This window comes from Rhizobium leguminosarum (genome assembly GCF_001679785.1).
In the GTDB taxonomy this organism is placed as follows: Bacteria; Pseudomonadota; Alphaproteobacteria; order Rhizobiales; family Rhizobiaceae; genus Rhizobium; species Rhizobium leguminosarum_R.
On sequence record NZ_CP016286.1, the window covers coordinates 3,774,891 to 3,801,303 of the forward strand.

Annotated in this window: 25 protein-coding genes; 6 read left to right on the forward strand and 19 right to left on the reverse strand. The window is 60.1% G+C overall.

What is annotated here, in order from left to right; genetic code table 11:
* Nucleotides 1–167 precede the first annotated feature (167 nt).
* The 3 genes from BA011_RS18515 to BA011_RS18525 all read right to left on the reverse strand — a co-directional run bounded on the left by BA011_RS18515 (nt 168) and on the right by BA011_RS18525 (nt 4,988).
* On the reverse strand, nt 168–674 hold the full coding sequence (locus BA011_RS18515; protein ID WP_003543622.1) for a GNAT family N-acetyltransferase: 507 nt from the start codon (nt 672–674) through the stop codon (nt 168–170).
* Nucleotides 675–921: 247 nt separating this feature from the next.
* Nucleotides 922–2,742 carry a translational GTPase TypA gene (gene typA / locus BA011_RS18520; protein WP_027666911.1) on the reverse strand — a complete coding sequence of 607 codons (1,821 nt, stop codon included), beginning with the start codon at nt 2,740–2,742 and terminating at the stop codon, nt 922–924.
* A gap of 158 nt (nt 2,743–2,900) precedes the next feature.
* On the reverse strand, nt 2,901–4,988 hold the full coding sequence (locus BA011_RS18525; RefSeq protein ID WP_065281527.1) for a M3 family metallopeptidase: 2,088 nt from the start codon (nt 4,986–4,988) through the stop codon (nt 2,901–2,903).
* A 228-nt stretch (nt 4,989–5,216) separates the two neighbouring features.
* On the opposite strand from BA011_RS18525, the gene BA011_RS18530 reads away from it, so the two are divergent.
* Complete coding sequence (locus BA011_RS18530) at nt 5,217–5,648, forward strand: hypothetical protein (protein WP_065281528.1); 432 nt, start codon at nt 5,217–5,219, stop codon at nt 5,646–5,648.
* 27 nt (nt 5,649–5,675) lie between these two features.
* Here BA011_RS18530 and BA011_RS18535 read toward each other — a convergent pair whose 3' ends face one another.
* Nucleotides 5,676–6,317 carry a LysE family translocator gene (locus BA011_RS18535; RefSeq protein ID WP_065281529.1) on the reverse strand — a complete coding sequence of 214 codons (642 nt, stop codon included), beginning with the start codon at nt 6,315–6,317 and terminating at the stop codon, nt 5,676–5,678.
* Between the two features lie 137 nt (nt 6,318–6,454).
* On the opposite strand from BA011_RS18535, the gene BA011_RS41770 reads away from it, so the two are divergent.
* Complete coding sequence (locus tag BA011_RS41770; RefSeq protein WP_208642159.1) at nt 6,455–6,613, forward strand: hypothetical protein; 159 nt, start codon at nt 6,455–6,457, stop codon at nt 6,611–6,613.
* A 175-nt stretch (nt 6,614–6,788) separates the two neighbouring features.
* Here BA011_RS41770 and BA011_RS18545 read toward each other — a convergent pair whose 3' ends face one another.
* On the reverse strand, nt 6,789–7,481 hold the full coding sequence (locus tag BA011_RS18545) for a winged helix-turn-helix transcriptional regulator (RefSeq protein ID WP_065281531.1): 693 nt from the start codon (nt 7,479–7,481) through the stop codon (nt 6,789–6,791).
* Nucleotides 7,482–7,646: 165 nt separating this feature from the next.
* Between BA011_RS18545 and BA011_RS18550 the strand changes: the two genes are divergently transcribed.
* On the forward strand, nt 7,647–8,804 hold the full coding sequence (locus tag BA011_RS18550; RefSeq protein ID WP_065281532.1) for an acyl-CoA dehydrogenase family protein: 1,158 nt from the start codon (nt 7,647–7,649) through the stop codon (nt 8,802–8,804).
* A 226-nt stretch (nt 8,805–9,030) separates the two neighbouring features.
* Here BA011_RS18550 and BA011_RS18555 read toward each other — a convergent pair whose 3' ends face one another.
* The 6 genes from BA011_RS18555 to BA011_RS18580 all read right to left on the reverse strand — a co-directional run bounded on the left by BA011_RS18555 (nt 9,031) and on the right by BA011_RS18580 (nt 17,354).
* A complete protein-coding gene (locus BA011_RS18555) occupies nt 9,031–10,365 on the reverse strand; it encodes an ISNCY family transposase (protein ID WP_065280293.1) in 1,335 nt (444 codons plus the stop codon).
* Between the two features lie 978 nt (nt 10,366–11,343).
* Nucleotides 11,344–13,242, reverse strand: coding sequence for an adenylate/guanylate cyclase domain-containing protein (locus tag BA011_RS18560; RefSeq protein WP_065281533.1), 1,899 nt, complete (start codon nt 13,240–13,242; stop codon nt 11,344–11,346).
* Nucleotides 13,243–13,664: 422 nt separating this feature from the next.
* Nucleotides 13,665–14,999, reverse strand: coding sequence for an ISNCY family transposase (locus tag BA011_RS18565; protein WP_065279157.1), 1,335 nt, complete (start codon nt 14,997–14,999; stop codon nt 13,665–13,667).
* Nucleotides 15,000–15,492: 493 nt separating this feature from the next.
* Complete coding sequence (locus BA011_RS18570) at nt 15,493–16,716, reverse strand: argininosuccinate synthase (RefSeq protein ID WP_065282593.1); 1,224 nt, start codon at nt 16,714–16,716, stop codon at nt 15,493–15,495.
* 105 nt (nt 16,717–16,821) lie between these two features.
* Nucleotides 16,822–17,112, reverse strand: coding sequence for a type II toxin-antitoxin system RelE/ParE family toxin (locus BA011_RS18575; protein ID WP_065281534.1), 291 nt, complete (start codon nt 17,110–17,112; stop codon nt 16,822–16,824).
* The gene (locus BA011_RS18580) at nt 17,109–17,354 is read right to left on the reverse strand and encodes a type II toxin-antitoxin system ParD family antitoxin (protein WP_020052017.1); all 246 of its coding nucleotides are present in this window, start codon (nt 17,352–17,354) and stop codon (nt 17,109–17,111) included. Before BA011_RS18580 ends, BA011_RS18575 begins: the two co-directional genes overlap by 4 nt.
* Nucleotides 17,355–17,441: 87 nt before the next feature.
* On the opposite strand from BA011_RS18580, the gene BA011_RS18585 reads away from it, so the two are divergent.
* Both BA011_RS18585 and BA011_RS18590 read left to right on the forward strand, forming a co-directional pair.
* Nucleotides 17,442–18,293 carry an SDR family NAD(P)-dependent oxidoreductase gene (locus tag BA011_RS18585; protein WP_065281535.1) on the forward strand — a complete coding sequence of 284 codons (852 nt, stop codon included), beginning with the start codon at nt 17,442–17,444 and terminating at the stop codon, nt 18,291–18,293.
* Nucleotides 18,294–18,484: 191 nt separating this feature from the next.
* Complete coding sequence (locus BA011_RS18590) at nt 18,485–19,126, forward strand: LysE family translocator (RefSeq protein WP_065281536.1); 642 nt, start codon at nt 18,485–18,487, stop codon at nt 19,124–19,126.
* A 381-nt stretch (nt 19,127–19,507) separates the two neighbouring features.
* Here the strand turns inward: BA011_RS18590 and BA011_RS46550 are convergent, their stop codons facing one another.
* The 6 genes from BA011_RS46550 to BA011_RS18620 all read right to left on the reverse strand — a co-directional run bounded on the left by BA011_RS46550 (nt 19,508) and on the right by BA011_RS18620 (nt 24,671).
* Nucleotides 19,508–19,762 (reverse strand): hypothetical protein, encoded by a 255-nt coding sequence (locus BA011_RS46550; protein WP_065281537.1) that lies wholly within the window; start codon nt 19,760–19,762, stop codon nt 19,508–19,510.
* 75 nt (nt 19,763–19,837) lie between these two features.
* The gene (locus tag BA011_RS18600) at nt 19,838–20,632 is read right to left on the reverse strand and encodes an ABC transporter ATP-binding protein (protein ID WP_018072069.1); all 795 of its coding nucleotides are present in this window, start codon (nt 20,630–20,632) and stop codon (nt 19,838–19,840) included.
* The gene (locus BA011_RS18605; protein ID WP_017989717.1) at nt 20,629–21,507 is read right to left on the reverse strand and encodes an ABC transporter permease; all 879 of its coding nucleotides are present in this window, start codon (nt 21,505–21,507) and stop codon (nt 20,629–20,631) included. Before BA011_RS18605 ends, BA011_RS18600 begins: the two co-directional genes overlap by 4 nt.
* Before the next feature lie 130 nt (nt 21,508–21,637).
* Nucleotides 21,638–22,591 (reverse strand): ABC transporter substrate-binding protein, encoded by a 954-nt coding sequence (locus BA011_RS18610; protein WP_065281538.1) that lies wholly within the window; start codon nt 22,589–22,591, stop codon nt 21,638–21,640.
* 93 nt (nt 22,592–22,684) lie between these two features.
* On the reverse strand, nt 22,685–23,911 hold the full coding sequence (gene rlmN, locus BA011_RS18615) for a 23S rRNA (adenine(2503)-C(2))-methyltransferase RlmN (protein WP_065281539.1): 1,227 nt from the start codon (nt 23,909–23,911) through the stop codon (nt 22,685–22,687).
* A 250-nt stretch (nt 23,912–24,161) separates the two neighbouring features.
* On the reverse strand, nt 24,162–24,671 hold the full coding sequence (locus BA011_RS18620; protein WP_065281540.1) for an invasion associated locus B family protein: 510 nt from the start codon (nt 24,669–24,671) through the stop codon (nt 24,162–24,164).
* Nucleotides 24,672–25,007: 336 nt separating this feature from the next.
* Here BA011_RS18620 and BA011_RS18625 point away from each other — a divergent pair, with 336 nt between their 5' ends.
* The gene (locus tag BA011_RS18625; protein ID WP_065281541.1) at nt 25,008–25,568 is read left to right on the forward strand and encodes a sigma-70 family RNA polymerase sigma factor; all 561 of its coding nucleotides are present in this window, start codon (nt 25,008–25,010) and stop codon (nt 25,566–25,568) included.
* Nucleotides 25,569–25,602: 34 nt separating this feature from the next.
* On the opposite strand, the gene BA011_RS18630 is transcribed toward BA011_RS18625, so the two are convergent.
* Complete coding sequence (locus BA011_RS18630; RefSeq protein ID WP_003543641.1) at nt 25,603–25,995, reverse strand: YkvA family protein; 393 nt, start codon at nt 25,993–25,995, stop codon at nt 25,603–25,605.
* Nucleotides 25,996–26,075: 80 nt separating this feature from the next.
* Complete coding sequence (locus BA011_RS18635) at nt 26,076–26,381, reverse strand: 4a-hydroxytetrahydrobiopterin dehydratase (protein WP_065281542.1); 306 nt, start codon at nt 26,379–26,381, stop codon at nt 26,076–26,078.
* Nucleotides 26,382–26,413 lie beyond the last annotated feature (32 nt).

Here is a 26,413-nt window from a genome sequence, read left to right on the forward strand (position 1 = left end):
CAGATAATCAGTTTCATGTGGCAACGCAACATCGCACAGCGCCAATGCTTGACTGCACCGGCCCACATTCACATCAAAAGTTTCCAATAGGAGATAGGCGAACATCGACTCCAGCGCCGCGGCGTCTTTTCAGACGCCGAGCGCACTGTGGCACCTTGAACGGCCGTTCAGCTCCAGATGAAGCCGATCTTCTTCAATTGCCTGTGGTCGAAACTTTCCATGCCTTCGCAGAAATCGACGCCGCCATGATTGCGGTAGAAGTGGCTGGCGGTCTCGTTATCCTCGAGGCACCAGACGACCAGCCCGTTGCAGCCGAGCGACTTCAAGAGCCGGCGCGCTTCGCCGAACAGCATCCTGCCGAGGCCGATGCCCTGATACTCAGGCCGAAGATAGAGCTCGTAAATTTCGCCTTCCTGCGGCAGAGCGCGGGCGCGGTTGAGGCCGAGCGTCGCATAGCCGGCAACTGTTCCGGCAACATCGAGAACCAGCAGCGTTGCCGGTCCGCGCGTCGCCTTGCGCCACCAGCTTTCGCCGCGCCGCTCGATCATCTGCGTCAGCGCGCGATGCGGAATGATGCCCGCATAAGTGTGTTGCCAGGCAAGTCTGTGTGTTTCCGATATGGCTCGGGCATCTTGCGGCTCGGCCCGCCGGACATCGATCGACAACGTCTTCATAACGTTTACTCTGGTCCCGCCGAAGGCAACTAACCATATGCACAGAGGCATTGTGATCGATTGCCCACAGACTTGATATGTGGACGACGATCAAAAGTTAACGCTTTTTTAACGATTGTCACAAGACGGAATCGACGCGGCGCACAATAAAAAACCCCGGCGCGAGGGCCGGGGTTTTGAAGGATTTCTCTCCAGCGCCGCGCCTCTTTTCGAGAGACCCAAGACGCTGCAGCACTTTGAATGGCGCTCAGAGCGCCGCCTTGGTCTTTTCGAAACGCTTGCGATCGTTTGCGTCGAGATACATCTTGCGCAGACGAATATTCTTCGGTGTCACTTCCATCAACTCGTCATCCTGGATCCAGGAGAGCGCGCGATCAAGCGTCATGCGGATCGGCGGTGTCAGCTTCACCGCTTCATCCTTGCCGGCGGCGCGGATGTTGGTGAGTTGCTTGCCCTTCAGGACGTTGACTTCAAGGTCGTTGTCGCGCGAATGGATGCCGATGATCATGCCGGCATAGACCTTTTCGCCCGGCTCGATGATCATCGGGCCGCGATCTTCCAAGTTGAACATCGCATAGGCGACGGCTTCGCCGGGGGCGTTGGCGAGCAGCACGCCGTTGACGCGGCCACCGATCACACCCTTGTAGGGCTGGTAGTCGTGGAACAGGCGGTTCATGATCGCCGTGCCGCGTGTATCCGTCAGTAGCTCCGACTGGTAGCCGATCAGGCCACGGGTCGGCGCGTAGAAACGCAGGCGGAGACGGTTGCCGCCCGACGGACGCAACTCGACCATTTCGGCTTTGCGCTCGGACATCTTCTGCACGACGACACCGGAATGTTCTTCGTCGACGTCGACGACGACCTCCTCGATCGGCTCCAGAAGCTGGCCGTTTTCATCCTTGTGCATCACGACGCGCGGACGCGACACGGCAAGCTCGAAGCCTTCGCGACGCATGGTTTCGATGAGAACGGCGAGCTGAAGTTCGCCGCGGCCGGACACGTAGAACGAATCCTTGCCTTCGGCTTCTTCGATCTTCAGGGCGACGTTGCCTTCTGCTTCCTTGAAGAGACGGTCGCGGATGACGCGTGAAGTCACCTTGTCGCCTTCGGTGCCGGCCAGCGGGCTATCGTTGACGATGAAGGACATGGTGACGGTCGGCGGATCGATCGGCTGCGCCGGCAGCGGTATTGTGATCGAAGGATCGCAGAAGGTGTCGGCGACCGTGCCCTTGGAAAGGCCGGCAATCGCGATAATATCGCCCTGATGCGCTTCGTCGATTGCCGTGCGCTCGATGCCGCGGAAAGCGAGAATTTTCGAAATACGGCCGGTTTCGATCGTCTTGCCGTCGGCGTGGAGAACCTTCACGGCCTGGTTCGGCTTGATGGAACCGGAATTGATACGACCGGTGATGATGCGGCCGAGGAAGGGGTTGGCTTCGAGGATCGTGCCGATCATCGTGAACGGACCTTCGTGGACGGTCGGCTCCGGAACATGCTTCAGCACCAGGTCGAGAAGCGGCGTAAGACCCTGATCCTTCGGACCTTCCGGATTGACGTTCATCCAGCCGTCGCGGCCGGAACCGTAGAGGATCGGGAAGTCGAGCTGCTCGTCGGTCGCGTCGAGATTGGCGAAAAGATCGAAGACTTCGTTGATGACTTCTTCGTGGCGGCCATCAGGACGGTCGATCTTGTTGATCGCGACGATCGGACGAAGACCGACCTTCAACGCCTTGGAGACAACGAACTTCGTCTGCGGCATCGGGCCTTCAGAGGAGTCGACGAGAACGATCGCGCCATCCACCATCGAGAGAATGCGCTCGACCTCACCGCCAAAGTCGGCGTGGCCGGGGGTGTCGACGATGTTGATGCGGACACCCTTCCATTCCACCGAGGTCGCCTTGGCGAGAATGGTGATGCCGCGTTCTTTTTCGAGATCGTTCGAGTCCATCACGCGTTCAGCGACACGCTGATTTTCGCGGAACGAGCCGGACTGCTTGAGAAGCTCATCCACCAGGGTCGTTTTGCCATGGTCAACGTGCGCGATGATCGCGATATTGCGAAGTGACATATGTGAAATCTCTGAAGCTGGGGCGCACGCTCTAGAGGACGCGCCTATTAGTTTGGGGCGTCCATACAGTTTTTTTTGCGTTTGCGAAAGGGGGGGAACGCGCAAAAGCTGCGGCAAGGCTGTCGCCCCGCCGCATCATAGCGTGTCATCAAATTGTCTTAGGCGTCGCTGCCTGTCAATTCCTCGAAGGTCGAAAGTCCCTTTTTGACGAGCATCGCATCCGGGCTCGGCAGCTTGCCGCGGAAGGCCTTGTAGGCGTCTTCCGGATCGACCGAACCGCCGACGGAATAGATATTGTCCTTGAGCTTGCGCGCCATCTCGCTGTTGAAGGCGTCTCCCGTCTCCTCGAAGGCGGCAAAGGCGTCGGCGTCGAGCACCTCCGACCACATGTAGGAGTAATAGCCGGCCGAATAGCCGCCGGAAAAGATGTGCTGGAAGTGCGGCGTCGCATGGCGCATGACGATTGACTTCGGCATGCCGATTTCGGCCAGCACCTCGGCCTGCACCGCCATCGGATCCTCGACGGCCGTTCTCGTGTGAAACGCCATGTCGACCAGCGCCGACGAGGTGAACTCGACGGTATTGAAGCCGGCATTGAAGGTGCGGGCGGCAAGCACCTTGTCGAGCAGGGCCTGCGGCATCGGCTCGCCGGTTTCGACATGCACGGCATAGCGCTTCAGAATATCGGGCACCGTCAGCCAGTGCTCATAGAGCTGCGACGGCAGCTCGACGAAATCGCGCGAAACGCCGGTTCCCGCAACCGAGGGATAGGTGACGTTCGAAAGCATGCCGTGCAGCGCATGGCCGAATTCGTGGAATAGCGTGCGGGCATCGTCGAGCGACAGCAGCGCCGGCTTGCCTTCCGCCGGCTTGGCGAAGTTGCAGACATTATAGATGATCGGCAATTCGCCGTGGCGGCCGTTCTTCAGCTTCAGCCTGTGCTGCGATTGCAGCGAGCTCATCCAGGCGCCTGATCGTTTCGAACTGCGGGCGAAATAATCGCCGAGGAAGAGGGCGACGAGCTTGTCTTCGCGGTCCCTGATTTCGAACACCCTAACGTCAGGGTGATAGGCGGCCACGCCCTTCTTCTCGACGGCCCGAATGCCGAACAGCCGGCCGGCGACGTCGAAGCAGGCCTCGATGATCTTCTCGAGCTGCAGATAAGGCTTGAGCTCGGCCTCGGAGAAATCGAACTTCCGCGCCCGAATCTTTTCGGCATAGTGGCGCCAGTCCCAGGGCATCACCTCGTGGTTCCGGCCTTCCTCGGCAATCAGCGCCGCGATATCGATCTCCTCCTCGCCGGCGCGTTTCACCGCCCGCGCCCAGACGGCCTTCAGCAGGCCGTTCACCGCATCCGCCGTCTTCGCCATCGTGTTGTCGAGTTTCAGCTCGGCGAAATTGCCGTAGCCAAGCAGCGTCGCCACTTGGTGGCGCAGCGCCAGCGTTTCCTTGATGACAGCGCGGTTGTCCGTCTCACCGTCATTTTCGCCGCGCGCCACCCACGCCTTGAAAGCCTGCTCGCGCAGATCGCGGCGCTCCGAGAATGTGAGGAAGGGCTCGATGATCGAGCGTGACAGCGTCACCGCATATTTGCCCTCCTCGCCGCGTTCGCGCGCTGCCCCCGCCATCGCGTCGCGAAGGAATTCCGGCAGGCCCTCGAGCTCGGCCCTATCAGAAAGGACCAGTGCCCAGGCCTTTTCGTCGGCCAGGACGTTCTGGCCGAACTGCGTCCCGAGGCCGGCGAGCTTTTCATCGATCACGGCGAGTTTTTCCTGCTCGGCCTTATCAAGCTTGGCGCCCGATTTGACGAAGCCTTTCCAGTGGCGTTCCAGCACGCGTGTCTGTTCGAGCGTCAGGCCAAGGCTCTCGCGGTTCTCCCAGAGCGTGTCGATGCGGGCAAAAAGCGCTGCATTCATCCCGATCTTCGAATAGTGGCGCGACATCTTCGGCGAGATCTCCCGCTCCAGAGCCTGGATCAGGTCATTGGTATGGGCGCCTGCCTTGTTCCAGAACAGCGCCGAAACGCGCGACAGCGCGTCACCGGCAATCTCCAGCGCCACGACCGTATTGTCGAATGTCGGCGCATCGCCGTTTCCGGCGATTTCGTCGATCTCCTTTTCATGCGCGGCAAGTGCGGCTTCGAAGGCAGCGGCGAAATCGCCGTCATCAACAGCATCGAAACGCGGCAGGCCGTGAAGACCGTCCCAGGTCACCAGCGCCGGATTGAAATCATGTGGAGAAGGCATCGGAGAATTCCTTTTGGCATGCAGATGGATCGTCAATATAGGAGGGCTGTCGTAGAATTGGTATGTTGCCGGGAAGGACCTTTTGCCCCGCCTGCCAAATTTTGCGGGCGCCTGCCAAATCTGGTGGACAACAATTGATACGTGAAAATTAACCAATCGTTAACGATTGACGCGAATCACGCGCAGGCGCTAGTTTTCCGATGTTCTTCTTGTAAGGGGACATGCGCCATGGAAATTTTTTCTGTGCGGTCTTCTCAGAGTCTTCTTTTTAAAAACGATCCTAATAACGCAAAAAGTTCGAAGACCTCTGATATTCAAATCGAGACCAGAGCTCCCGCCCCGGCCTCGTTCCAGATCGAAGACGATGTTGGCGAAGGCCCGGATTTCACCGCGGTCAGCCCTGGAGAACTGCGTAATTACGCGCGCCAGGGTTTCGACAGTGGCCTGATCGACCAGAACACCTATGCCGCGATCTCCGAACCGCTGCCGATGCATGCGATCGATCCGCTCGGCAACATCATCGATCTCTCCAGCGTCACCGACGGCACCAGCTTCAATTTCCTCGACTATTACAAGAACCAGCTACAGATCGCCATGTCGATCGGCGAACCCAATGAGGTCCAGACGCTGAAATCGATCGTCAATTTTCTGGATGGCTGATCGGACCATGATGCCCGAAATTCTAGGTCAGGCCTTGCGCCAGCCGAGCAGGCCGGGCGTTGCGTGCCAGAGCGCCTGAGCGGCAAATCCCATGAAAAGCACACCAGAGCAGCGCACGATCAGCCGCTCATGGGCACGATAGAAGCGCCGCACCGTACCGGCGCCGATGATGCCGATCAGGATGATGTCGGCAGTGACGAAACCGACGAACGACACGACGAGCAGCACCGGCAACGCCTCGAAATCGAGCGCGCCGGCCGAGCCCGCAACGAGTGCGGTGAAGGTGGCGAGCGCCACCGGATAACCCTTCGGATTGGTGACGCCGAAGATCAGACCGCGCCGAAACGGCCGCTCGACCATAACAAGCGCCTGCCCCTCCGCTTTCGGCTTTGCATTGACGGCGCTCCAGCCGATCCAGGCGAGGTAGAAGCCGCAGGCAAGGCCGAGCAGGTCGAAGACGAAGGTTCCGATCGTCTTTGCCCCGACGATCGCGATCAGCGCCAGAGACGACCAGATGAGGTCCCCGACCAGATGCCCCATCATGAAGAAGGCGCCGGCCTTGCGCCCCTGCCCGGCGCCGATGCCGAGCAGCTGCAGGAAGGCGGGTCCTGGAATGAGCACGTAGAAGAGCGCCGCCAGAAAGGCGCCGAAGAGCAAAGACTGCGTCATGGAAATGCTCCGAAGGATGATGTTGCAGACTAGGCGATCACGGCCATCCGTCAAGGGTGGTGCACTGTCATGAAGAGTGGGATCAGGTAGCAAACGCTACCGGGGGCGGCTTTCGGGCCGAGGCGGACATCTGTTCGTTGTTGAAGGATGCGGCTGCCGCGATGATCTACAAAGCGACGGGCAATCTTCGAGCAATCCGGATCCTGCTCGGACATACCAAGATCGAGAACACGGTCAGGTATCTTGGTGTGGACATCGAGGATGCGTTGGAACTAGCGGAGCATGCAGAGATTTGACAGAGTGCGGGGCCGTGCCTCTTAGGGAAAACATTTCCGGTTTTAGCAGTTCGATTGAGCGGCTATGCGCCAAGAGCGGGCATCGGCTTCTGCAGGAGTGCGTGCCAATTTTCCGGCTGGGTGACGAGTCTTCGTTGCTGGGCTGTATCCGTCAGAACCACTCGCCTTCGATGGTTCAAGCCCTCATCCGGGGGGTTTTGGCAAACACACTAAGACCGAGCCATTCCTGCATGTCGCGCGCGAGGACCCTGTCCCCTTCAAGTTTCAGCGTTTCTGCATCGGTTTCCTGACGTATGGTCGTGAGGCCCATCCAAATTGCGGTCATCGAACGGAGCGACCCTTCAACGAGAAGGTCTACATCATAGCCCGGATCGAAGTTGCAGAGATCGACTTTTCCGTTTTCGACCACAAGCCACCAGCTCTTTTGCGCGGCCGAAAGTTCCGGGTACAGAAACCGTATCGTACAACGGCGGGTCGGAAGTCTTCTTGTATCGAGGCTCCGCCGCATGTCCCACATGAGCAGAGAAGGGTCGAGATTCTTCAAGGAAAGTCGCGATTCCATCCACCGTTGAGCCCAATTTCCGAGACCTATGATCAGAGGTCTCAATTCTTCGCCCGCTACCGTGAGTTGGTAATCGGTAATGCCGTTCGCACTCCTTGTCACCGTGATGACGCCCGATTGTTCCAGTTCTTTCAGTCGTTTTGATAGGAGTGCCGGAGACATTTTTGGTAGACCGCGACGCAACTCATTAAAGCGCGTCGATCCGCAAAGGAATTCGCGGACGACCAAGGTCGTCCACCGCGAGCAGAGGATTTCCGACGCCATTGATACTGGACAGAATTGCCCGTAGCCGTCACGCTCTACCATAAGGACCTCCACCGGTCTGGATCAGGCACAATATTGCAAAACAACCGGCCCGCCAAATGCTCCTTGCCTGGCCATACGGCGGCGGGGTTCAGTACAGTTCGTGTACTAGCCGCAATTGTGAAACGAGCGCAGAGTCTCAATCCTCACGAGATAGGAGGCATTGATATGCTCGGGCTTACAGAACCAAAACAGAACCTTGCCGGCGGTCGGACCATTATCGAACTAACCAATTCGGTCCTGCCCACCATCGCGCAACGCGCCGCATCGATCGACGAGAGCGACACCTTCGTCGGCGAGAATTACGCGCTTCTAAAGGAATCTGGACTCGTGCGGGTAGGCGTCCCAATCGAATTGGGCGGGCTGGGCGCGGAAGTGCCCGAACTTTCTGAGATGCTCAAATCCATTGCTCGTGCATGTGGGTCCACTGCGCTTGCCTTTTCCATGCATACCCATCAAGTCGCCATCCCCGCCTGGCGCTGGCGGCATCAAAAGGTGGCCGCGGTGGAGCCGCTCCTGAGACGTGTTGCATCGGAGCAAATCATATTGCTCTCGAGCGGCGGATCGGACTGGATCGGCGGATCGGGCAAGGCCATGAAAGTTGATGGCGGATACCGGATCACCGCGCGTAAACGCTTCACTTCCGGCGCGGCGGCAGGAAACATCCTGATGACCGGTGCTGTTTATGAAGAACAGGACGGCGCGCGCTCCGTCATTCATTTCGGCGTTCCGATGGCATCGCCAGAGGTTTCGATAGAAGATACGTGGCGAACACTTGGAATGAGGGGAACCGGGTCAAACGATATCATCATCGAAAACCTCTTCGTGCCGGATGCCAGTGTCGCATTTTCCAGAAGCGCGGGGCAATGGCATCCAGTATTTCAAGTCATCGCCATGATCGCGTTTCCTCTGATCTACGCGGTCTATCTTGGCGTCGCCGAGAGCGCCCGCGACATCGCAGTCAAGATGGTCCGTAGCAAGGCCAACAGCGATCATGTGATCGGGTTGGTCGGGCGCATGGAAACCTCTCTGAGGGCCGCACAGATCGCGCATCGCTGGATGTTAGAGGTAGTTGCTCGAAACGAACCGTCCGCGGAAACCGTCAACGAGGTTATGATCGGCCGCTCCTTGGTCGCACGGCACGCTATCGAGGTGACGGAGCTTGCAATGGAGGTCGCAGGCGGCGCGGCATTCTATCGAGAGAACGGGCTGGAGCGCTGCTTCCGTGACATACAGGGCGCTCGCTATCATCCGATGCAGCCCGGAGCCCAGGCGCAATACGCGGGTTCATTCGCGCTCGGACTTCCCACCGAGAAGATTTTCTAGCGCCTGGCGCAACGACGAACTCCGCGGAATCATAGACTAGTTTCCGTCCATAAACGCTGGTTTTCTTGAGCTTGCAGCGCACTTGGGTTCCGCTTGGTGGCCGCTTTGAAGCCATGCGGTGTGGCTCATGGGTGCTAATTGCGGCGGCCAGGATTTCTGGTGGACATGCGCGCATTGGCAACTGCCGGCGTCACGCCGGTCCGGTTTTGGCTGGCGACATGGGATGTCAGGTCGGCCTGAGGCGGGCGAAGAGGGCGAGATTGTATGCGACCACCGAGGACCAGACATAAGCCTTGAAGTGGTCGAGCCCACGCCAGGTGCAGCGCCCCAAGCCGTAGGCGCGTTTGAGGCAGGAGATGCCGGCCTCGATGCCGGCGCGGAAGTTGCGCAGCTTGCGATAGACCCAGCGGCTCTTGACCATGTCTTCGATCCTGAGGCCGCACTTCTTGTGGAAGGCCATGTCGCAGATGCCCCAGGCTTTGGCTCGGCTCAAATTATCGCGGCTGGCATAGCCGCCGTCGGCCGCCGCCTGACGCGGCGCCTCGCCCCAGATGCCGATGTGGCGTTCCAGCATCGGCAGCAAGCGCTCGCTGTCGGCCGGGTTGCCGGTTTCGACGACGAGGTCGAGGATCAGCCCGCTTGTGCCGGTGGTCAAATTGATCTTATGGCCATACTCGACGTCGCGGCTGCCTTTGACGATGATGTCGGCATGCGGCTCGAACAAACTGACCAGCTTGTCGCCAGCCGGCACCGCCTCGCCGGCCAGGACCCGCCGCTCGGTCTGGGCGATGATCCGTTCGATCAGCGGCTTATAGTGGCGGAGTTGGGCCTGCCAGAGTTCGACCGCCGGGCCCGCCGCCAAGGGCAGTTGCGCCGCCGCCTGTTCGAGATAGCTCAAGGTGGTGCGCGTGATCCTGACCAGCGCGCGATAGTGCTGAACTCGTTTCGGACGACCGCGGGTAAATTGGATCGCCCGGGATCGCTTCTTCGCCGCGCGGCAGTGATCGTGCCATGAGATGGCGCTGCCCAAGGAAGCCGCCTGCTGCAACAGCCGCACCATCACCCGCACGCAGTCCCACAAAAGACTACTGTCGCTCGGTTCGTGCATCAGCGCCGAAGTGACGGTGCTGTCGATGCGCACGACCTTGCCGCGTTCCACCTTGTCCTGCCGGGCGCTCGTCAACAGCACGCGATTGATCGCTTCAAAGGTCCCGGCCCGGATCGCGCTGATCGTCTTGTGCAAGACCGACTTCTTCGGGTTCCACCCCCACGGCAGCCGGGCAAAGGCCCGGAACGAGGCGGAATCTTCCAGATGAAAGGCCAACTCCTCATAACTCAACTGACGGTGTTGTTTGAGCAGGGCGCAACGCAGCACGGCCTCCGCCGGCAGGCCCTCGCGGCCGGTCTCCTTGACGCCGTGGCGGCGCAGGTCCTGCGCTACCAGCCCGAGCAGATCACGATGCTCATCCAGCCATTGCGACATGGCTTTCAGCTCGCGGCCGATCTCGTGTTCGGCGAAAAGATCGAATATATTGGCTTGGACGGTGCGTTCTTGGCGCATTGTCGGCTCCGGCGGTTGCGGGTTTGTCTTTAGAATCAATGGCTTGATCTAAAGTATACCTGAAACCGCCGGGCTTTGCCCGTCGCAATATCGCTATTCCTCCAATAATTTCAGTGGTTTACCGTTTGTGGACGGGCACTAGACTAGGTGGGTCGTTTGACGTCCAGAATTCGAATGGACGAGCCCCGCCAGCAGGGACGACAGAGCAACCTCGTGTGCGCTTTGGGCCGATATGCGACCTCTACCACGGCAGCAATGCGCCTCATAATGGTCATCGAGCCACCCCGTCGCTGTAGCTGCAAAGCGGACATGACGCAGTGACAACGCGGCTCGCAGTTGCGCCAAAAGCCGCCATTCCGCCCATGCGGGTGACTAGAGCCTTTCCGGGTTAGATTGAAGCATTCTGCCGGAGCAGATTTTCGTCAGGACAAAGGCGATTGGCGACGGGCATACCCCAAGGTACGTCCGAGCCGATCGCCTTTGTCCTGGCGAAAAGATGCCCGGCCCTTCGGGTTGGCTGAAACGGGCCGGCTGATCGACCGGCCATCCGACTCCGTTTGAGCCAACAGAATGCTTCAATCTAACCCGGAAAGGCTCTAGATCACGAATTCCTCCTGGTACGTATGTGGCTCGGGAACGACCGTAACCTCCACTGGAACGATCCAATTGGCCGCATAGCTCTCGCAGTCGGAACGCTGGAGGTCGGGCTGCACGCACCCCGCCCCATCGATTGCGCGACATCGCAGCATATATCGCCCCACTTTTTCAGGGGTCCACATGTACTCCCACAAGCGCCATGCAAAGGGACGTTCTGTTTCGAGGAGCCTTCCCTCGCGCCAGCCCCTACCATCTCCGGTGCAGACCTGCACCGGCCGGAACGAACAACGAGCGCCGAGCGCCGCATCTGGGCTTTCGCGGTCGGTGAAACGAAGGTCGCGTCTCGGACCCTTCGAAGCGTTTGTCATCTGTGGCTGCTCGTCAACGCGATTGCGGCGAAGCACACTCCGGCAGGCGCAACGGCTTCTTTAGCGTCGTGAGCTCTTCCGCTTTGGCGCAATCAGGAAAGCCGACGAGCTGCATGGTTTCGATCAACCGCTGGCGCTCCGCTTCGTTGAATCCGGGAATATTGACAAATCCCTCGACGGTCAAATTGGGAAACCGCCTGAGTGCGTCCGTTACCGAGACCTTCGCCTCTTCAGTTCGGCCAAGAGCCGCAAGCGCGCCAGAACGCATAACCCAGTGTTTCCTTCCATAGTTTTCCGGCGTCAAGCGGTCCAGCATCCGCAGGGCATCCTCATACCGGCCCGCCATGAAATAGGCATGAGTGAAAATCCTGGCACTCCACATCGGGAAACCGGGGTTGAGACTGACCGCCTTGTCGACCAGTTCCGCGGTGCGCTCTGGCTCGCCGAAGGTCGAGGCCCCATCGATATAGAAAGTCAGAACTTCGAACTGGCCGGGAGCGAGGCGCAGCGCGGTGTCGAACTCTGCCTTGGCGCGTTCGAATTCGCCTCTATCGCCTAAAATCATGGCATAAACAGCATGCGCTTCGGCATCGCTCGGGTCGAGCTGGACGGCGCGCTCGGCAGCCTCGGCAGACAGAGCCCGGTTCTTGTCGGCTTCAACCCCAAAACCGATCAAGACACCATGGGAATGGCTAAGTTCGACCCAGGCGCGGGCAAGGCCGGGGTCCAGTTCAACCGCCCGGGTGAGCAGCCTGACGGCCTCTTCGACATCCGCCTGATTGACTTGCTCGAGTTTTTCGGTGCCGAGCAGATAAAGTTCGTAGGCGTTGAGATTCTCGGGTGGCTTTCGGTGGGCGGTGATGCGGCCTGCCTCCTGGACCAAACCTGCGCCGCCGCCGAGGCGGTTCGAAATCTGCTCGGAAATTTCAATCTGGATTGCGAACAAATTCTCGTCCGGCCGGTCCCAGCGCTGCGTCCAAAGATGTTTGCCCGTTTTGGCGTCGATGAGCTGCGCCGTAATTCTAACGCGGTCAGACTGACGCTGGATGGAACCCTCGACCACAAATCCCGCACCGAGCGCCTTACCCACTTCACTCGGCACGGCTGGTTTGTCCCGGTATTGTTCAGTCGAGTTACGGGCGATCACGTGGAATTCAGGAAACCCCGCCAGATCGGTGATGATGTCCTCAGTGAGGCCATCGGCGAGGCGTCCGGTCGCCTCGTCGCCGCCATAGTTGTCGAACGGCAGCACCGCTACCGACGGCTTGCCGCTTACTGTCGCGGTCGGCCAGAATTGCCAGACCGTCCCGGCCAAGACCAGAATAAGGACTGGCACGGCTGCTGCTGCCCAAACCCAGCGCGAAGGCGATGACCGCCCTGGTTGGCGTGGGGCTTGTCCCTCAAGGAGGACGCGGAAGGCCTGTACCGGTTCGGCGATATTCTTCACCTTCTGCTCGCCCATCGGCTCGAAACCGAAAGCCAGCTTCTTCTCAACCTCCCTGGCGACCTTTCCCGAGACACAGATGCCGCCAGGGTCTGCCAACTGCTGAAGCCTGGCCGCGACGTTGACGCCCTCGCCATACCGGTCCTCGCCCTCAACGATCACCTCGCCGAGATTGATCCCGATCCTGACCCTGATCCGCTGGTCCTCGGGAACGGCGGCATTCCGTTCCGCCAGCCCGCGCTGCAGCGAGACGGCGCATTCCACCGCGTCCACCACGCTGCCAAATTCGGCGAGCATCCCGTCGCCCATCAGCTTGAAAATCTGGCCGTGATGACGAGCAATATCCGGCTCAAACAGTTCCTTGCGTCCCGCACGAAGGCGCTCGAATGTACCAGCCTCGTCGCGCTCCATCAGCGCGGAATAGCCCACGACATCAGCAGCGAGGATGGCGGAAAGCTTGCGGTCCATTGGTTCGGCCTCACCCGCCCTATTATAGGACTGGTCGCACGTAAATGAAACGACCGACCTCAACAGCGCTTCAGGGGAACCCGCGTTTCATCCAACACTTCCACTGCACGCCGCAGGCTGTCCCTCGGTGTGGAATGCCCGCCCGATTGTTCGTGTGCCTACCGCAGCAATGTGAGGGCCGGCGTCGAACGCAGCCCCACTGTCCGGAGTGGGCGGCGAAGCGGCGCATAACCTAGTTTCCGTCCATAAACGCTGGTTTTCTTGAGCTTGCAGCGCACTTGGGTTCCGCTTGGTGGCCGCTTTGAAGCCATGCGGTGTGGCTCATGGGTGCTAATTGCGGCGGCCAGGATTTCTGGTGGACATGCGCGCATTGGCAACTGCCGGCGTCACGCCGGTCCGGTTTTGGCTGGCGACATGGGATGTCAGGTCGGCCTGAGGCGGGCGAAGAGGGCGAGATTGTATGCGACCACCGAGGACCAGACATAAGCCTTGAAGTGGTCGAGCCCACGCCAGGTGCAGCGCCCCAAGCCGTAGGCGCGTTTGAGGCAGGAGATGCCGGCCTCGATGCCGGCGCGGAAGTTGCGCAGCTTGCGATAGACCCAGCGGCTCTTGACCATGTCTTCGATCCTGAGGCCGCACTTCTTGTGGAAGGCCATGTCGCAGATGCCCCAGGCTTTGGCTCGGCTCAAATTATCGCGGCTGGCATAGCCGCCGTCGGCCGCCGCCTGACGCGGCGCCTCGCCCCAGATGCCGATGTGGCGTTCCAGCATCGGCAGCAAGCGCTCGCTGTCGGCCGGGTTGCCGGTTTCGACGACGAGGTCGAGGATCAGCCCGCTTGTGCCGGTGGTCAAATTGATCTTATGGCCATACTCGACGTCGCGGCTGCCTTTGACGATGATGTCGGCATGCGGCTCGAACAAACTGACCAGCTTGTCGCCAGCCGGCACCGCCTCGCCGGCCAGGACCCGCCGCTCGGTCTGGGCGATGATCCGTTCGATCAGCGGCTTATAGTGGCGGAGTTGGGCCTGCCAGAGTTCGACCGCCGGGCCCGCCGCCAAGGGCAGTTGCGCCGCCGCCTGTTCGAGATAGCTCAAGGTGGTGCGCGTGATCCTGAGCAGCGCGCGATAGTGCTGAACTCGTTTCGGACGACCGCGGGTAAATTGGATCGCCCGGGATCGCTTCTTCGCCGCGCGGCAGTGATCGTGCCATGAGATGGCGCTGCCCAAGGAAGCCGCCTGCTGCAACAGCCGCACCATCACCCGCACGCAGTCCCACAAAAGACTACTGTCGCTCGGTTCGTGCATCAGCGCCGAAGTGACGGTGCTGTCGATGCGCACGACCTTGCCGCGTTCCACCTTGTCCTGCCGGGCGCTCGTCAACAGCACGCGATTGATCGCTTCAAAGGTCCCGGCCCGGATCGCGCTGATCGTCTTGTGCAAGACCGACTTCTTCGGGTTCCACCCCCACGGCAGCCGGGCAAAGGCCCGGAACGAGGCGGAATCTTCCAGATGAAAGGCCAACTCCTCATAACTCAACTGACGGTGTTGTTTGAGCAGGGCGCAACGCAGCACGGCCTCCGCCGGCAGGCCCTCGCGGCCGGTCTCCTTGACGCCGTGGCGGCGCAGGTCCTGCGCTACCAGCCCGAGCAGATCACGATGCTCATCCAGCCATTGCGACATGGCTTTCAGCTCGCGGCCGATCTCGTGTTCGGCGAAAAGATCGAATATATTGGCTTGGACGGTGCGTTCTTGGCGCATTGTCGGCTCCGGCGGTTGCGGGTTTGTCTTTAGAATCAATGGCTTGATCTAAAGTATACCTGAAACCGCCGGGCTTTGCCCGTCGCAATATCGCTATTCCTCCAATAATTTCAGTGGTTTACCGTTTGTGGACGGGCACTAACCTAGCTTTAGACCAAGTCCATTTCCGCAAGTTTCGCGATATTCGAACTTGCCTCCCGTTATGTCATTGCGGGCCTTCATAATTTATAAAACGCCGTCCGATTTGGGCCAAACCCTGACCTTGGCGGCAAGAACTCTAATGTCCGTTTTTTGTGTCGGGCGTCCTCGCCGCGGACGGTCGGCTATCGGGCCCCGTAGCGGTCGTCTATCCAAGCCGAGCCGACGTCCGTTGTTGTTGCAATCCGGCCATCCAGAACGCTCTAGAGTTTGGTGGCGTTTGCTACCTCACTCCACGAAAAAGCCCGCGCGGCAATGCCGGCGGGCTCACATCCGGTTCGAAGGCGAACCGTGATTATTTCACGAGGTTGCGCTTGGCGAGCGTGCGCAGGCGCAGCGCATTGAGCTTGATGAAGCCGGCCGCATCCTTCTGGTCGTAGGCGCCCTGATCGTCCTCGAAGGTGACGAGCTTGTCGGAATAGAGCGACTTTTCGCTTTCGCGGCCGATGACCATGACATTGCCCTTGTAGAGCTTCAGCGTCACTTCGCCTTCGACATGCTCCTGGCTCTTGTCGATCAGCGCCTGCAGCATCTCGCGCTCCGGCGAGAACCAGAAGCCGTAATAGATCAGCTCGGCGTAACGCGGCATGATGTCGTCCTTGAGATGGGCAGCACCGCGGTCAAGCGTGATCGATTCGATGGCGCGATGCGCCGTAAGCAGGATCGTGCCGCCTGGTGTCTCGTAGACGCCGCGCGACTTCATGCCGACGAAGCGGTTCTCGACGAGGTCGAGACGGCCGATACCGTTGTCGCGGCCGTAATTGTTGAGTGTCGCGAGCAGTGTTGCCGGGCTCATGCGCACGCCGTTGATCGAAACCGCATCACCCTTTTCGAAGCCGACCTTGATGGTCGTTGCCTTGTCGGGTGCAGCCTCAGGCGAAATGGTGCGCATATGCACATATTCAGGCGCCTCCTGGGAGGGGTCTTCGAGAACCTTGCCTTCGGAAGAGGAATGCAGAAGGTTGGCATCGACAGAGAATGGCGCCTCGCCCATCTTGTCCTTGGCAACCGGGATCTGATGCTGTTCGGCAAAGGCCAGCAGATCGGTGCGGCTCTTGAACGCCCAGTCGCGCCAAGGCGCGATGATCTTGATGTCGGGGTTCAGGGCATAGGCGGACAGTTCGAAACGGACTTGGTCGTTGCCCTTGCCGGTCGCGCCGTGGGCGATCGCATCAGCACCCGTCTTGCGGGCGATGTCGATCAGATGCTTGGAAATCAACGGACGGGCAATCGAGGTGCCGAGCAGGTAGACGCCCTCGTAGACGGCATTGGCACGGAACATCGGGAAGACGAAATCGCGCACGAATTCCTCGCGCACATCCTCGATATAGATCTCCTTGATGCCGAGCATTTCGGCCTTCTTGCGCGCCGGCTCCAGCTCTTCGCCCTGGCCGAGATCGGCGGTGAAGGTGACGACTTCGGCGCCGAGCTCCGTCTGCAGCCACTTCAGGATGATCGAGGTGTCGAGGCCGCCGGAATAGGCGAGAACGACTTTCTTCACGTCTTTGTATGATGCCATGATGATGAGGTCCGTTGCATAAAAGGCCGGCAAAACCCGGTGTCGCGGCACTTTTAGCGAGATTGGCGCGTGACGCAAGGGCAAGCCGGACCGCACAAGCCCAGTTTAGAGATGAGCCGCGATATTCATGCGCCGATGCAGGATGCGAATAACCGTCAACACTTTTTCGGTCTCAGCGTAAATGACGAAATGCGAGCGAAACGCCAGGGCGGTGTAGCCGCTCCTCAATCCAATGATTTTGCGGCCATGCTTTGTCTGTGCTGCAAGCGCCTCGCAGTAACCCCGGAGCGCAACGATATAGTCCTCCGCTTGACCTTGGCCCCATTTCTCTTCGGTATAGTCATAAATCCTGTCGATATCATCGACAGCGGCTGGCGAGAGAACAAGCGCTTTCATTGGCGGCCGCGTCGCGCTCGCTTTCCCTCGATAAAAGCATCAAAATCAAAAGGCCGTGGTTTGCCAGATTTCTCACCTTCGATAATGGCTGCCTCGATTGCCGCAAGCTCTGCCTCGCGCTGCAGAAGCCTCAAGCCGGCGTCGATCACCTCGTCTGCGGAGCCATAGGCTCCCTGATCGAGTTGATTGCCGATAAATTCCTCCATGTGGTCATCGATTCTGATGGACACGACCTTGGCCACGCGCGGGTACCTCGCAGGTTTGGCTTGCACTGCGAAACTACCATATTCGGCAGCGTCCGAACAATGCTCCGAAGAGAGGCCAGTCCCGTGACGAATATTCAGGACATTTTCAAGAAATCGAATGTTGCCGTCATCACCGGCGGCGCCTCCGGCATCGGCCTTGCCGCGGCGAAATATTTCGCCGGACGCGGCATGAGCGTCGCCATCGCCGATCTCGGCGGCGATCGGCTGGCCGACGCCGCCAACGAACTCAAGGCCATCGCCGGCGAGGAAAATGTGATGGCGGTCGAGACCGACGTCGCCAGCAGAGAATCGCTGGAAGCGCTCGAGCGCGCCGTGCTCCAGCGTTTCGGCCGTGTGCACGTGCTGATGAACAATGCCGGCATCGGCCCGGAAACATCGATCTTCAGCCCGCAGGCGAACTGGGACAATATCTTCGCCGTCAACCTGATGGGCGTGATCAACGGCACGCGCACCTTCGGCCCGAAGATGCTGTCGCATGGCGAGCCCGGCCTGATCATCAACACCGGCTCCAAGCAGGGCATCACCACGCCGCCCGGCAACCCCGCCTACAACATCTCCAAATCAGGCGTGAAAGTCTTCACCGAAGCCTTGCAGCATGAGCTTCGCAACACCGAAGGCGGAAAGATCTCCGCCCATCTTCTGATCCCCGGCTTCGTCTTCACCGGCCTCACCAAGGGCGACAGCGCGGAAAAACCGGCTGCCGCCTGGACGCCGGAACAGACCGTCGATTTCATGGTCGAGAGCCTGGAACGCGGCGATTTCTATATTCTCTGCCCCGACAATGATGTGGCGCGTCCGGTCGACGAACGCCGCATGGCCTGGGCGGCCGGCGATATCATCGAGAACCGCCCGCCGCTGTCACGCTGGCACAAGGATTATGCCGACAAGTTCAAGGCCTTCCTCGAACAGAAGTAATCGGCGCCAGAGCATGATGCCGAAAAGTGTGCGCGGTTTTCGGATGACATCATGCTCTACTTCTTTGACTTGGATTCGAATTGTTTTAGGCCGATCAGGCCTAAGATCATTCGAATCTGGAAGTTTGATTGGTAATTTTCTGAAAGCCGGGTAAGAGATCCGCAGATCCTTTCCCGGCTTCAGAGTGTGTCATGGATTTCCTGCCCAGCCTGCCGACCCTTCTCGCCTTTGCCGCCGCGACGCTGCTGCTTGCGGCAACCCCAGGCCCCGATATGACGCTGTCGATCAGCCGTGCGCTGGCCCAGGGCAAGAAGGCGGCGCTCTTCGTTGTCGTCGGCACCAGCCTCGGCATCGTCGTCCACACCATGCTGGTCGCTTTCGGCATTTCGGCGCTGATCACCGCCTCGCCGACCGCCTTCCTGATCCTGAAGACCGGGGGTGCCGCCTATCTGCTCTGGCTGGCGGTACAGGCGATCCGTTTCGGCTCGAAGCTCACCGTCGCCAAGGTCGAGGAGCAGAAGGGCACCGCCCTTTCGAACATCTCGTCAGGCTTCTGGGTCAATCTTCTGAACCCCAAGGTCATCATCTTCTTCATGACCTTCCTGCCGCAATTCGTCAGCGCCGGCGATCCAGCCGTCACCCACAAGCTGCTCTTTTTCGGCTTCTGCTTCATCCTGATCGGCATGCCGGTCAATGCCAGTGTCGTCTTTGCCGCCGACTGGCTGGCCTCATGGCTGCAGAACAACAAGAAAGTGCTGCGCGGCATGGACTACACCTTCGCCGGCGTCTTCTCGGTCTTCGCCGCAAAGATCCTGCTCACCCAGGCGAGATAGCCGCAGTTGCGCAGCAATCCCGCGGTTGCGCAGCAATCCGCCCGCGGTCGGTTGATCGATCCGCTCGCGGTCGTGAAACGATCCGCCGCCGCCAACGACACAACATTCGCGGGACGCCACGCCGGAGCAGGCGGTGACCGCGAATTTCGTCGTCTTCCAAAATTATTCCATGCCTTTCGCGCGATTACTTGTGATCAACATATGATCGTAAGTCGGCAATTGTGGCTAGGCCACGCCACCTTCGCTGCCCACATATCCTTTACGGCTCACGAAGAGCTACCTTGAAATGATAAGTCCATGATTAGGTTCCGCAATATCATAACGGCAGGAGTTGTTGCGCTGACGTTTGCCGCCACGTCCCTTACAGCGACAACACCTGCCTTAGCTCACGGCGGCGGAGGCCATGGCGGTGGCGGCTTCTCGCGTGACGGCGGCCACTTCGGCGGTGGTGCGAATATGGGCGGCGGCAATTTCGCCGATCGCGGCTTCGGAGCGCATTATTTCGGCGGAGCCGGCCATTTTGGCGGACACCGCGACGGCCGTTTCGCCTTCCATGATAGAAATCGTCTGTTCTTCGGCGATGACGACTATGACCCGCAACAGTGCCAGCCGGAATGGCTCAACCAGTACGGCCATCGCGTTCTGGTGGAAGTCTGCTCTTGATGACGGTCCCCCTGGCCTCTGAGGAGTCGTGAAACGATCAGCTGTCCGCTAACCGATCAGCAACGCATCGTCATCCAGCGTCTGGCCGCGCATCTTGCGGAACATTGCGATCAGATCCTCGACCTGCAATGTCTTGCGGCTGTCGCCGGCGACATCGAGCACGATCTCGCCGCCATGCAGCATCACCGTTCGGTGGCCATAATCGAGCGCCTGGCGCATCGAATGCGTCACCATCAGCGTCGTCAGCTTGCGCTCGGAAACGATTTTCTGGGTCAGGCCCATGATGAATTCTGCCATGCCGGGGTCAAGCGCCGCCGTATGTTCGTCGAGCAGCAGCACCTCCGAGCCGGCCAGCGTCGCCATGACGAGCGAGACCGCTTGGCGCTGGCCGCCGGAAAGCAGGTCCATGCGGTCCTTCATGCGGTTCTCCAGCCCGAGATTGAGCTCGGCGATCCTCGCGCGAAAATGGTCGCGCCGTTTTGCGCCAAGCGCCGAAACAAGTCCGCGCCGCTCGCCGCGTCGCGCCGCAAGCGCCAGGTTCTCCTCGATCGACAGCGCACCGCAGCTTCCGGTCAGCGGGTCCTGAAAGACACGGGCGACGAGCCCGGCGCGCGCCGCCGTCGTCTTGCGTGTGACGTCGGCATTGCCGATCAGCACCTGCCCTTCGCTCGCCAGCACATCGCCGGCGAGCACGCCGAGCAGCGTCGATTTGCCGGCGCCGTTCGAGCCGATGACGGTAACGAAGGAGCCTTCCTCGATCGTCAGGCTGACACCCGAAAGCGCCTGCTTCTGCAGCGGCGTACCGCGCCCGAAAACGACCTTGATGTTCTTGAGGTTGATCACGACGCGGCACCTCCACGCAAACGGGGAAGGATGAGCGCCACGGTCACCAGCACGGCCGTCACGAAATTGAGATCGGACGCCTGCAGGCCGATGACGTCGCTCGAAAGCGCCAGCTGGATCGCGATGCGATAAAGGATCGAGCCGAGCACGCATCCAACAAGCGCGATCAGCAGACCGCGGCGCCCGAGCAGCGTCTCGCCGATGATGACGGCAGCGAGACCGACGACGATCGTGCCGACGCCTGAGGTGACGTCGGCAAAGCCGTTCGTCTGGGCAAACAGCGCGCCGCCGAGCGCCACCAGCGCATTGGAGATCGCCATGCCGAGATAGATCTGCCGGCTGGTATCGACGCCCTGCGCCCGCGCCATCCTTGCATTGGCGCCGGTCGCCCGCATTGCCAGCCCGGCATCGCTTTCCAGGAAACGCCAGACCAGGATGAGCGCGATGACGACGAGAACACCGACGAAGAGTGGCCGCACGTAGAAATCGCGAAGGCCATGGCCGAAGAACGGGCTGATCATCGTGTCGGCATTGATGAGCGCGACATTGGGTTTGCCCATCACGCGCAGATTGACGGAAAACAGTGCGATCATCGTCAGGATCGAGGCGAGCAAATTGAGGATCTTGAAGCGCACGTTGAGCAGCGCCGTCACCATGCCTGCGGCGGCACCGGCCGCCATAGCGATCAGCGCTGCAAGCCAAGCATTGACGCCGGCAATAATCAGCACGGCCGTCACCGCCGCGCCAAGCGGAAAGGAGCCATCGACCGTCAGGTCGGGGAAATCCAGAACACGGAAGGCGAGATAGACCCCAAGGGCGACGAAGGAATAGACCAGTCCGAGTTCGACGGCCCCCCAGAATGCGATTTGGCTCAAGGCTTCCGCCCCTCTTCTGTCCGTTTCCGCTCCGCGCCTTGCGCGAAACATCAGGCTTTTAATACCATCAGCCGCTCCCGTGTGGAACGGGAGCGGCTGCAAACTCGATCAGCGACGGCAGTCGCCTTGTTTATTCGATGACTTTGGTAGCGCGGGAAAGCACGCTCTGCGGCAGGGTGACCCCCATCTTCTCGGCCGCCGCCTTGTTGACGACGAGATCGCTGCCGGCGGCAGTCTTGACGGCGATGTCGCCCGGGTTCTCGCCCTTCAGCACACGAACGACAATGTCGCCGGTCTGCTTGCCGACATCATAATAGTTGAAGCCGAGGGCGGCGATCGAGCCGCGCGAAACCGAATCCGTATCGGCGGTAAAGAGCGGCAGCTTGCTCTCCTCGGCAACCGCGACAGCGCCTTCAAGCGCGGAAATGATCGTGTTGTCGGTCGGAATGTAGATCGCATCGGCGCGGCCGACGAGTGCGCGTGCAGCTCCCTGGACCTCGGCCGATTTGGTGGCGGCCGATTCGACTACCTTCAGGCCAGCCTTTTCGGCTTCGGCCCTCAGCACGGCGAGCAGCGAAACGGAATTCGCCTCGCCGGAATTGTAGAGATAGCCGATGGTTTTCACATCAGGCAGGATTTCCTTGATCAGCGCCAAGTGCTCGGCGACCGGCGACATATCGGAGAGGCCGGTGACGTTGCCGCCGGGCTTGTCCATGTTCTTGACGAGCTGGGCGCCAAGCGGATCGGACACGGCCGTGAAGACGACGGGAATGTCACGCGTCGAGGAAACGACGGCCTGGGCCGAGGGCGTCGAGATCGGCACGATGACATTGGGCTCGTCGCCGGCGAACTGGCGGGCGATCTGGGCCGCCGTCGCCGGATTGCCCTGCGCCGATTCGAACACGAATTTCAGGTTCTCGCCTTCCTTGTAGCCCGCAGCCGTCAGCGCATCGAGAACACCCTTGCGCGCCGCATCCAGCGCCGGATGTTCGACGATCGCCGTCACGGCAACGGTGACGTCATCGGCCTTTGCGGGCAGGGAAAGGGCCAAACTGGCGGCAAGAGCGAGCAAAATCGGGCGCATGGGGATCCTCCTGAATGATTTTGGGGGCACTTTTAGGAAAAGCGCCCCCTGAAATCAATCGCGGAGAATTGTAGCGAGGATCAAACTTGCTGATCAGTCGTCGGCGCCGTGATTGGCGATCATCATCGCCTCGAAGGCGAGCCGCTCGGTCTTGCGCATGCGTTCGGATTCCGATTTCAGCTGGCCGCAGGCGGCAAGAATGTCGCGGCCGCGCGGCGTGCGGATCGGCGAAGCATAACCTGCCGAATTGATGAAATCGGCGAACTTCTCGATCTGCTCCCAGTCGGAACACTGATAATTGGTGCCGGGCCAGGGGTTGAACGGAATGAGGTTGATCTTCGCCGGCACGCCCTTCAGGAGCTTGATCAGCCCCTTGGCGTCTTCCAGGCTGTCGTTGACATCCTTCAGCATCACATATTCGAAGGTGATGCGCCGCGCGTTCGAAAGACCAGGATAGGACCGGCAGGCCTCGATCAGCTCCTTCAGCGGATACTTCTTGTTGATCGGCACCAGAAGGTCGCGCAGATCGTCACGCACCGCATGCAGCGAAATCGCCAGCATGACGCCGATTTCCTCGCCAGTGCGGAAGATCTCCGGCACGACGCCAGAAGTGGAAAGCGTCACGCGGCGCCTAGACAGTGACAGGCCGTCACCATCCGTTGCGATCAGCAATGCCTGCTTGACGGCATCGAAGTTATAAAGCGGCTCACCCATGCCCATCATGACGATGTTGCTGACCTTGCGGCCCTCGGCAGGCATGATCGTACCCTGCGGCGCTTCACGGTCCGGGAAGTCCCCAAGCCGGTCGCGGGCAAGCAGCAACTGCGAAAGAATTTCCTCCGCAGTCAGGTTGCGCACCAGACGCTGTGTCCCGGTATGACAGAAGGAACAGTTGAGCGTGCAGCCGACCTGGCTCGAGATACACAGCGTGCCGCGGCCCTCTTCCGGAATGTAGACGGCCTCGATCTCGACGGGACGCCCGGCGCCGCGCGGGGGAAAGCGCAGCAGCCACTTGCGCGTGCCGTCGTTGGAGACCTGCTCCTCGACGATCTCGGGACGTTCGATGGTGAAATGCTGCTTCAGCATCTCCCGCATGTCCTTGGCAACATTCGTCATATGGTCGAAGTCGGAGACCCCGCGCACATAGATCCAGTTCCAGAGCTGCGAGACGCGCATCTTGATCTGCTTCTCAGCCACACCCTTTTCGCGGAGTGCCGCCCCCATCTCCTCGCGCGACATGCCGATCAACGACGGCTTCTCGGCGCCGGATGGCGCGCGCATCAGCGGCTTGGTCACATCTATCGCATCCATGACGGACATAGGCATTCATCCCGAATTCAAACATGTGGCTGCTCCTCGCAACCCCGTGGACTTCAGCGGTGAGCCGGAAGACCTGCGGGCGCATGACAGCACATCGGCAGAAGTTGAATGGCGGAACGGCGACTGAAATCGCGATCTGTCCGCTGTTGGCGCCGGCTTTAGCATCATTTTGCCCGCGCGTCACCATAGATGGAAACGGCATGGGCCGGCGCAAGGCCGGCCCATGAAATTCTTCGGCCTAAAGGACCGCTTACTTGCAGGTTTCGATCTGCTTCAGCGCAGCCGAGATACCCGAGAGCGAATAGCTGTAGGAGGTGCCGGTGCCCTTGCGCGAAACGGCATTGACCGTCATCGAATGACCGGTCTTCATCGCGGCGACGAGGGCCGGCTCCTGCGCCGCGTTCTCGACCCAGCCGGCCTTGTCCTTGGTGAACATCACAAAGGTCTTGCTGTCGATGACGACGTTGATCTTCGAATTTTCCTTGACCGTGTAGCCCATCATCGCCTGCGGTTCGTAGGAGATGTTCTGGCCCGGACGCTGGGAGACGATGAAGAAATTGTCGCCATGGTCGACGCTTGCCGGCTGCTTTGCCGTCGGAACGGACAGCACGTAGCAGACGGTGCTGTTGCCCGACTTGTAGGAGTAGGCGCCCCATGCCTGGAACTGCTGGATGCGGTTCGGCGCGGCCTGCTGCGCTGTCGCAACTCCGGCCATAACAAGGGTGAGTGCGAGAGCGGATACGATACTTTTTACAAACATGGATTCCTGCCGGTTCTTGCGATTCAAGGCCCGAAGCGATCATAGCGGGCGCCGCATAATCACGATCTGCTTTATTTTGACTTAATTCAGGTTACCAAATGGTCAACAATAGCTGCGATTTGTATCTGCCTGTGTCATTTCAGCTCGGGTGTCAATTTTCGTCCCTTTGACGGTATCGGCCGCGACACCGTGCCCCAATGGCACTGGCCCTCCGTTCGGCTGAATTTAAGACACAAAGATTCAGGCAAGAGTTTGACCTTTCCCAAATCCGTTGTACCTCAGTAAGACTTGGAAATCCGGGACGAAATTATTGTCGCAGGGGGCTGGTGAGGAGATATGGATGCCGAGGAAAGACAGCGTTTCGCTGCCCTCGCGAAGGCCGTCGCGGACGATCGCGACCAGCAGGCTTTCTCCATCCTGTTCGACTATTTCGCACCCCGCCTGAAGGCCTGGCTGATGCGCCAGAGGATGACATCAGGCGAGGCTGAGGAACTGGTCCAGGAGATCATGATCGTGCTCTGGCACAAGGCAGAGCTCTACGATGCCACGCGATCTTCCCTCTCGACCTGGCTTTTCCGTATTGCCCGCAACCGCCGCATCGACATCCAGCGCCGCGCCAATACCCGCATCTTCGATGAGACTGATCCGGCCCTACAGCCGCCGGCCGATATCGGCGCGGAAGAAATCATCGCCAATGACGATCGCGACGCCAAGATACGCGCCGCCGTCGGCCAATTGCCGGAGGAACAGCGCGACATGCTGCGCGCCGCCTTCTTCCTCGGTCAATCGCATTCGGAGATCGCCGAAGCGACCGGTCTGCCGCTCGGCACGGTGAAGTCACGTATCCGGCTTGCCTTCGGCAAGCTCCGCAAGGTGCTGGAACGCGAAATCGCCTGACGCATGTCGCCCAAAAGTGTGCAGCGGACGCGCTTTAGATCGTCTTCATTGCTTCTTCCGGCCGATCGGCGAGAACGCGGTCGGCCGCTTCGTAGTGGCCCGGCCGGATGTGGCCGCGCACCATGGCAAAGGCCGCCGAGAGCACGGCGATGTCGTCGGAAAAGCCGATGACGGCGAAAATGTCCGGGATCATGTCGACCGGCATGACGAAATAGGCGAGTGCTGCAAGCAGCACGCCGCGCACCTTCGTCGGCGTCTGCGGATCGAGCGCGCAATAGAAACCGGCAACGACATCGCGCGAGAACGGGATCTGCCGCACCGCCCGCCGGAAAGTCGGCCAGAATTTCTGCCTTACGGTTTTCTCGCGCCGGCTCTGGGTGTCCTCGTCGCCCGGCAACAGGATTTCCCCGAATTTGACCTCGTCCATCCCTGCATCCCTTTCGTCCAAGCGAACATATGGTGATGGCGCCCAGTCTTTCAATCGGCCCCTTTCAATCGGCCCGGCTTTCAATCCATACGGCGCGCCGCAGCCTTCTCCATGGCTCTGGCGAGCTTGAAATCCAGCTCCGTCAGCCCGCCGGCATCATGCGTGTTCAGCGTCACATCCACCTTGGAATAGACATTGAACCATTCGGGATGGTGGTTGAGCTTCTCGGCCGCGAGCGCTGCCTGCGTCATGAAGCCGAAAGCCTCGATGAAATTTGCGAACTTGAACGTCTTCGATATCGAAGAGCCCGCATCATTGAGCGCCCAGCCTGCAAGCTCGGCCAGTTCCGCCTCGGCCGCCGCCCGTTCCAGTCTTTCCCGTTTCATGCCATGCTCCTCTTCTCTGTCGACAGGTTACC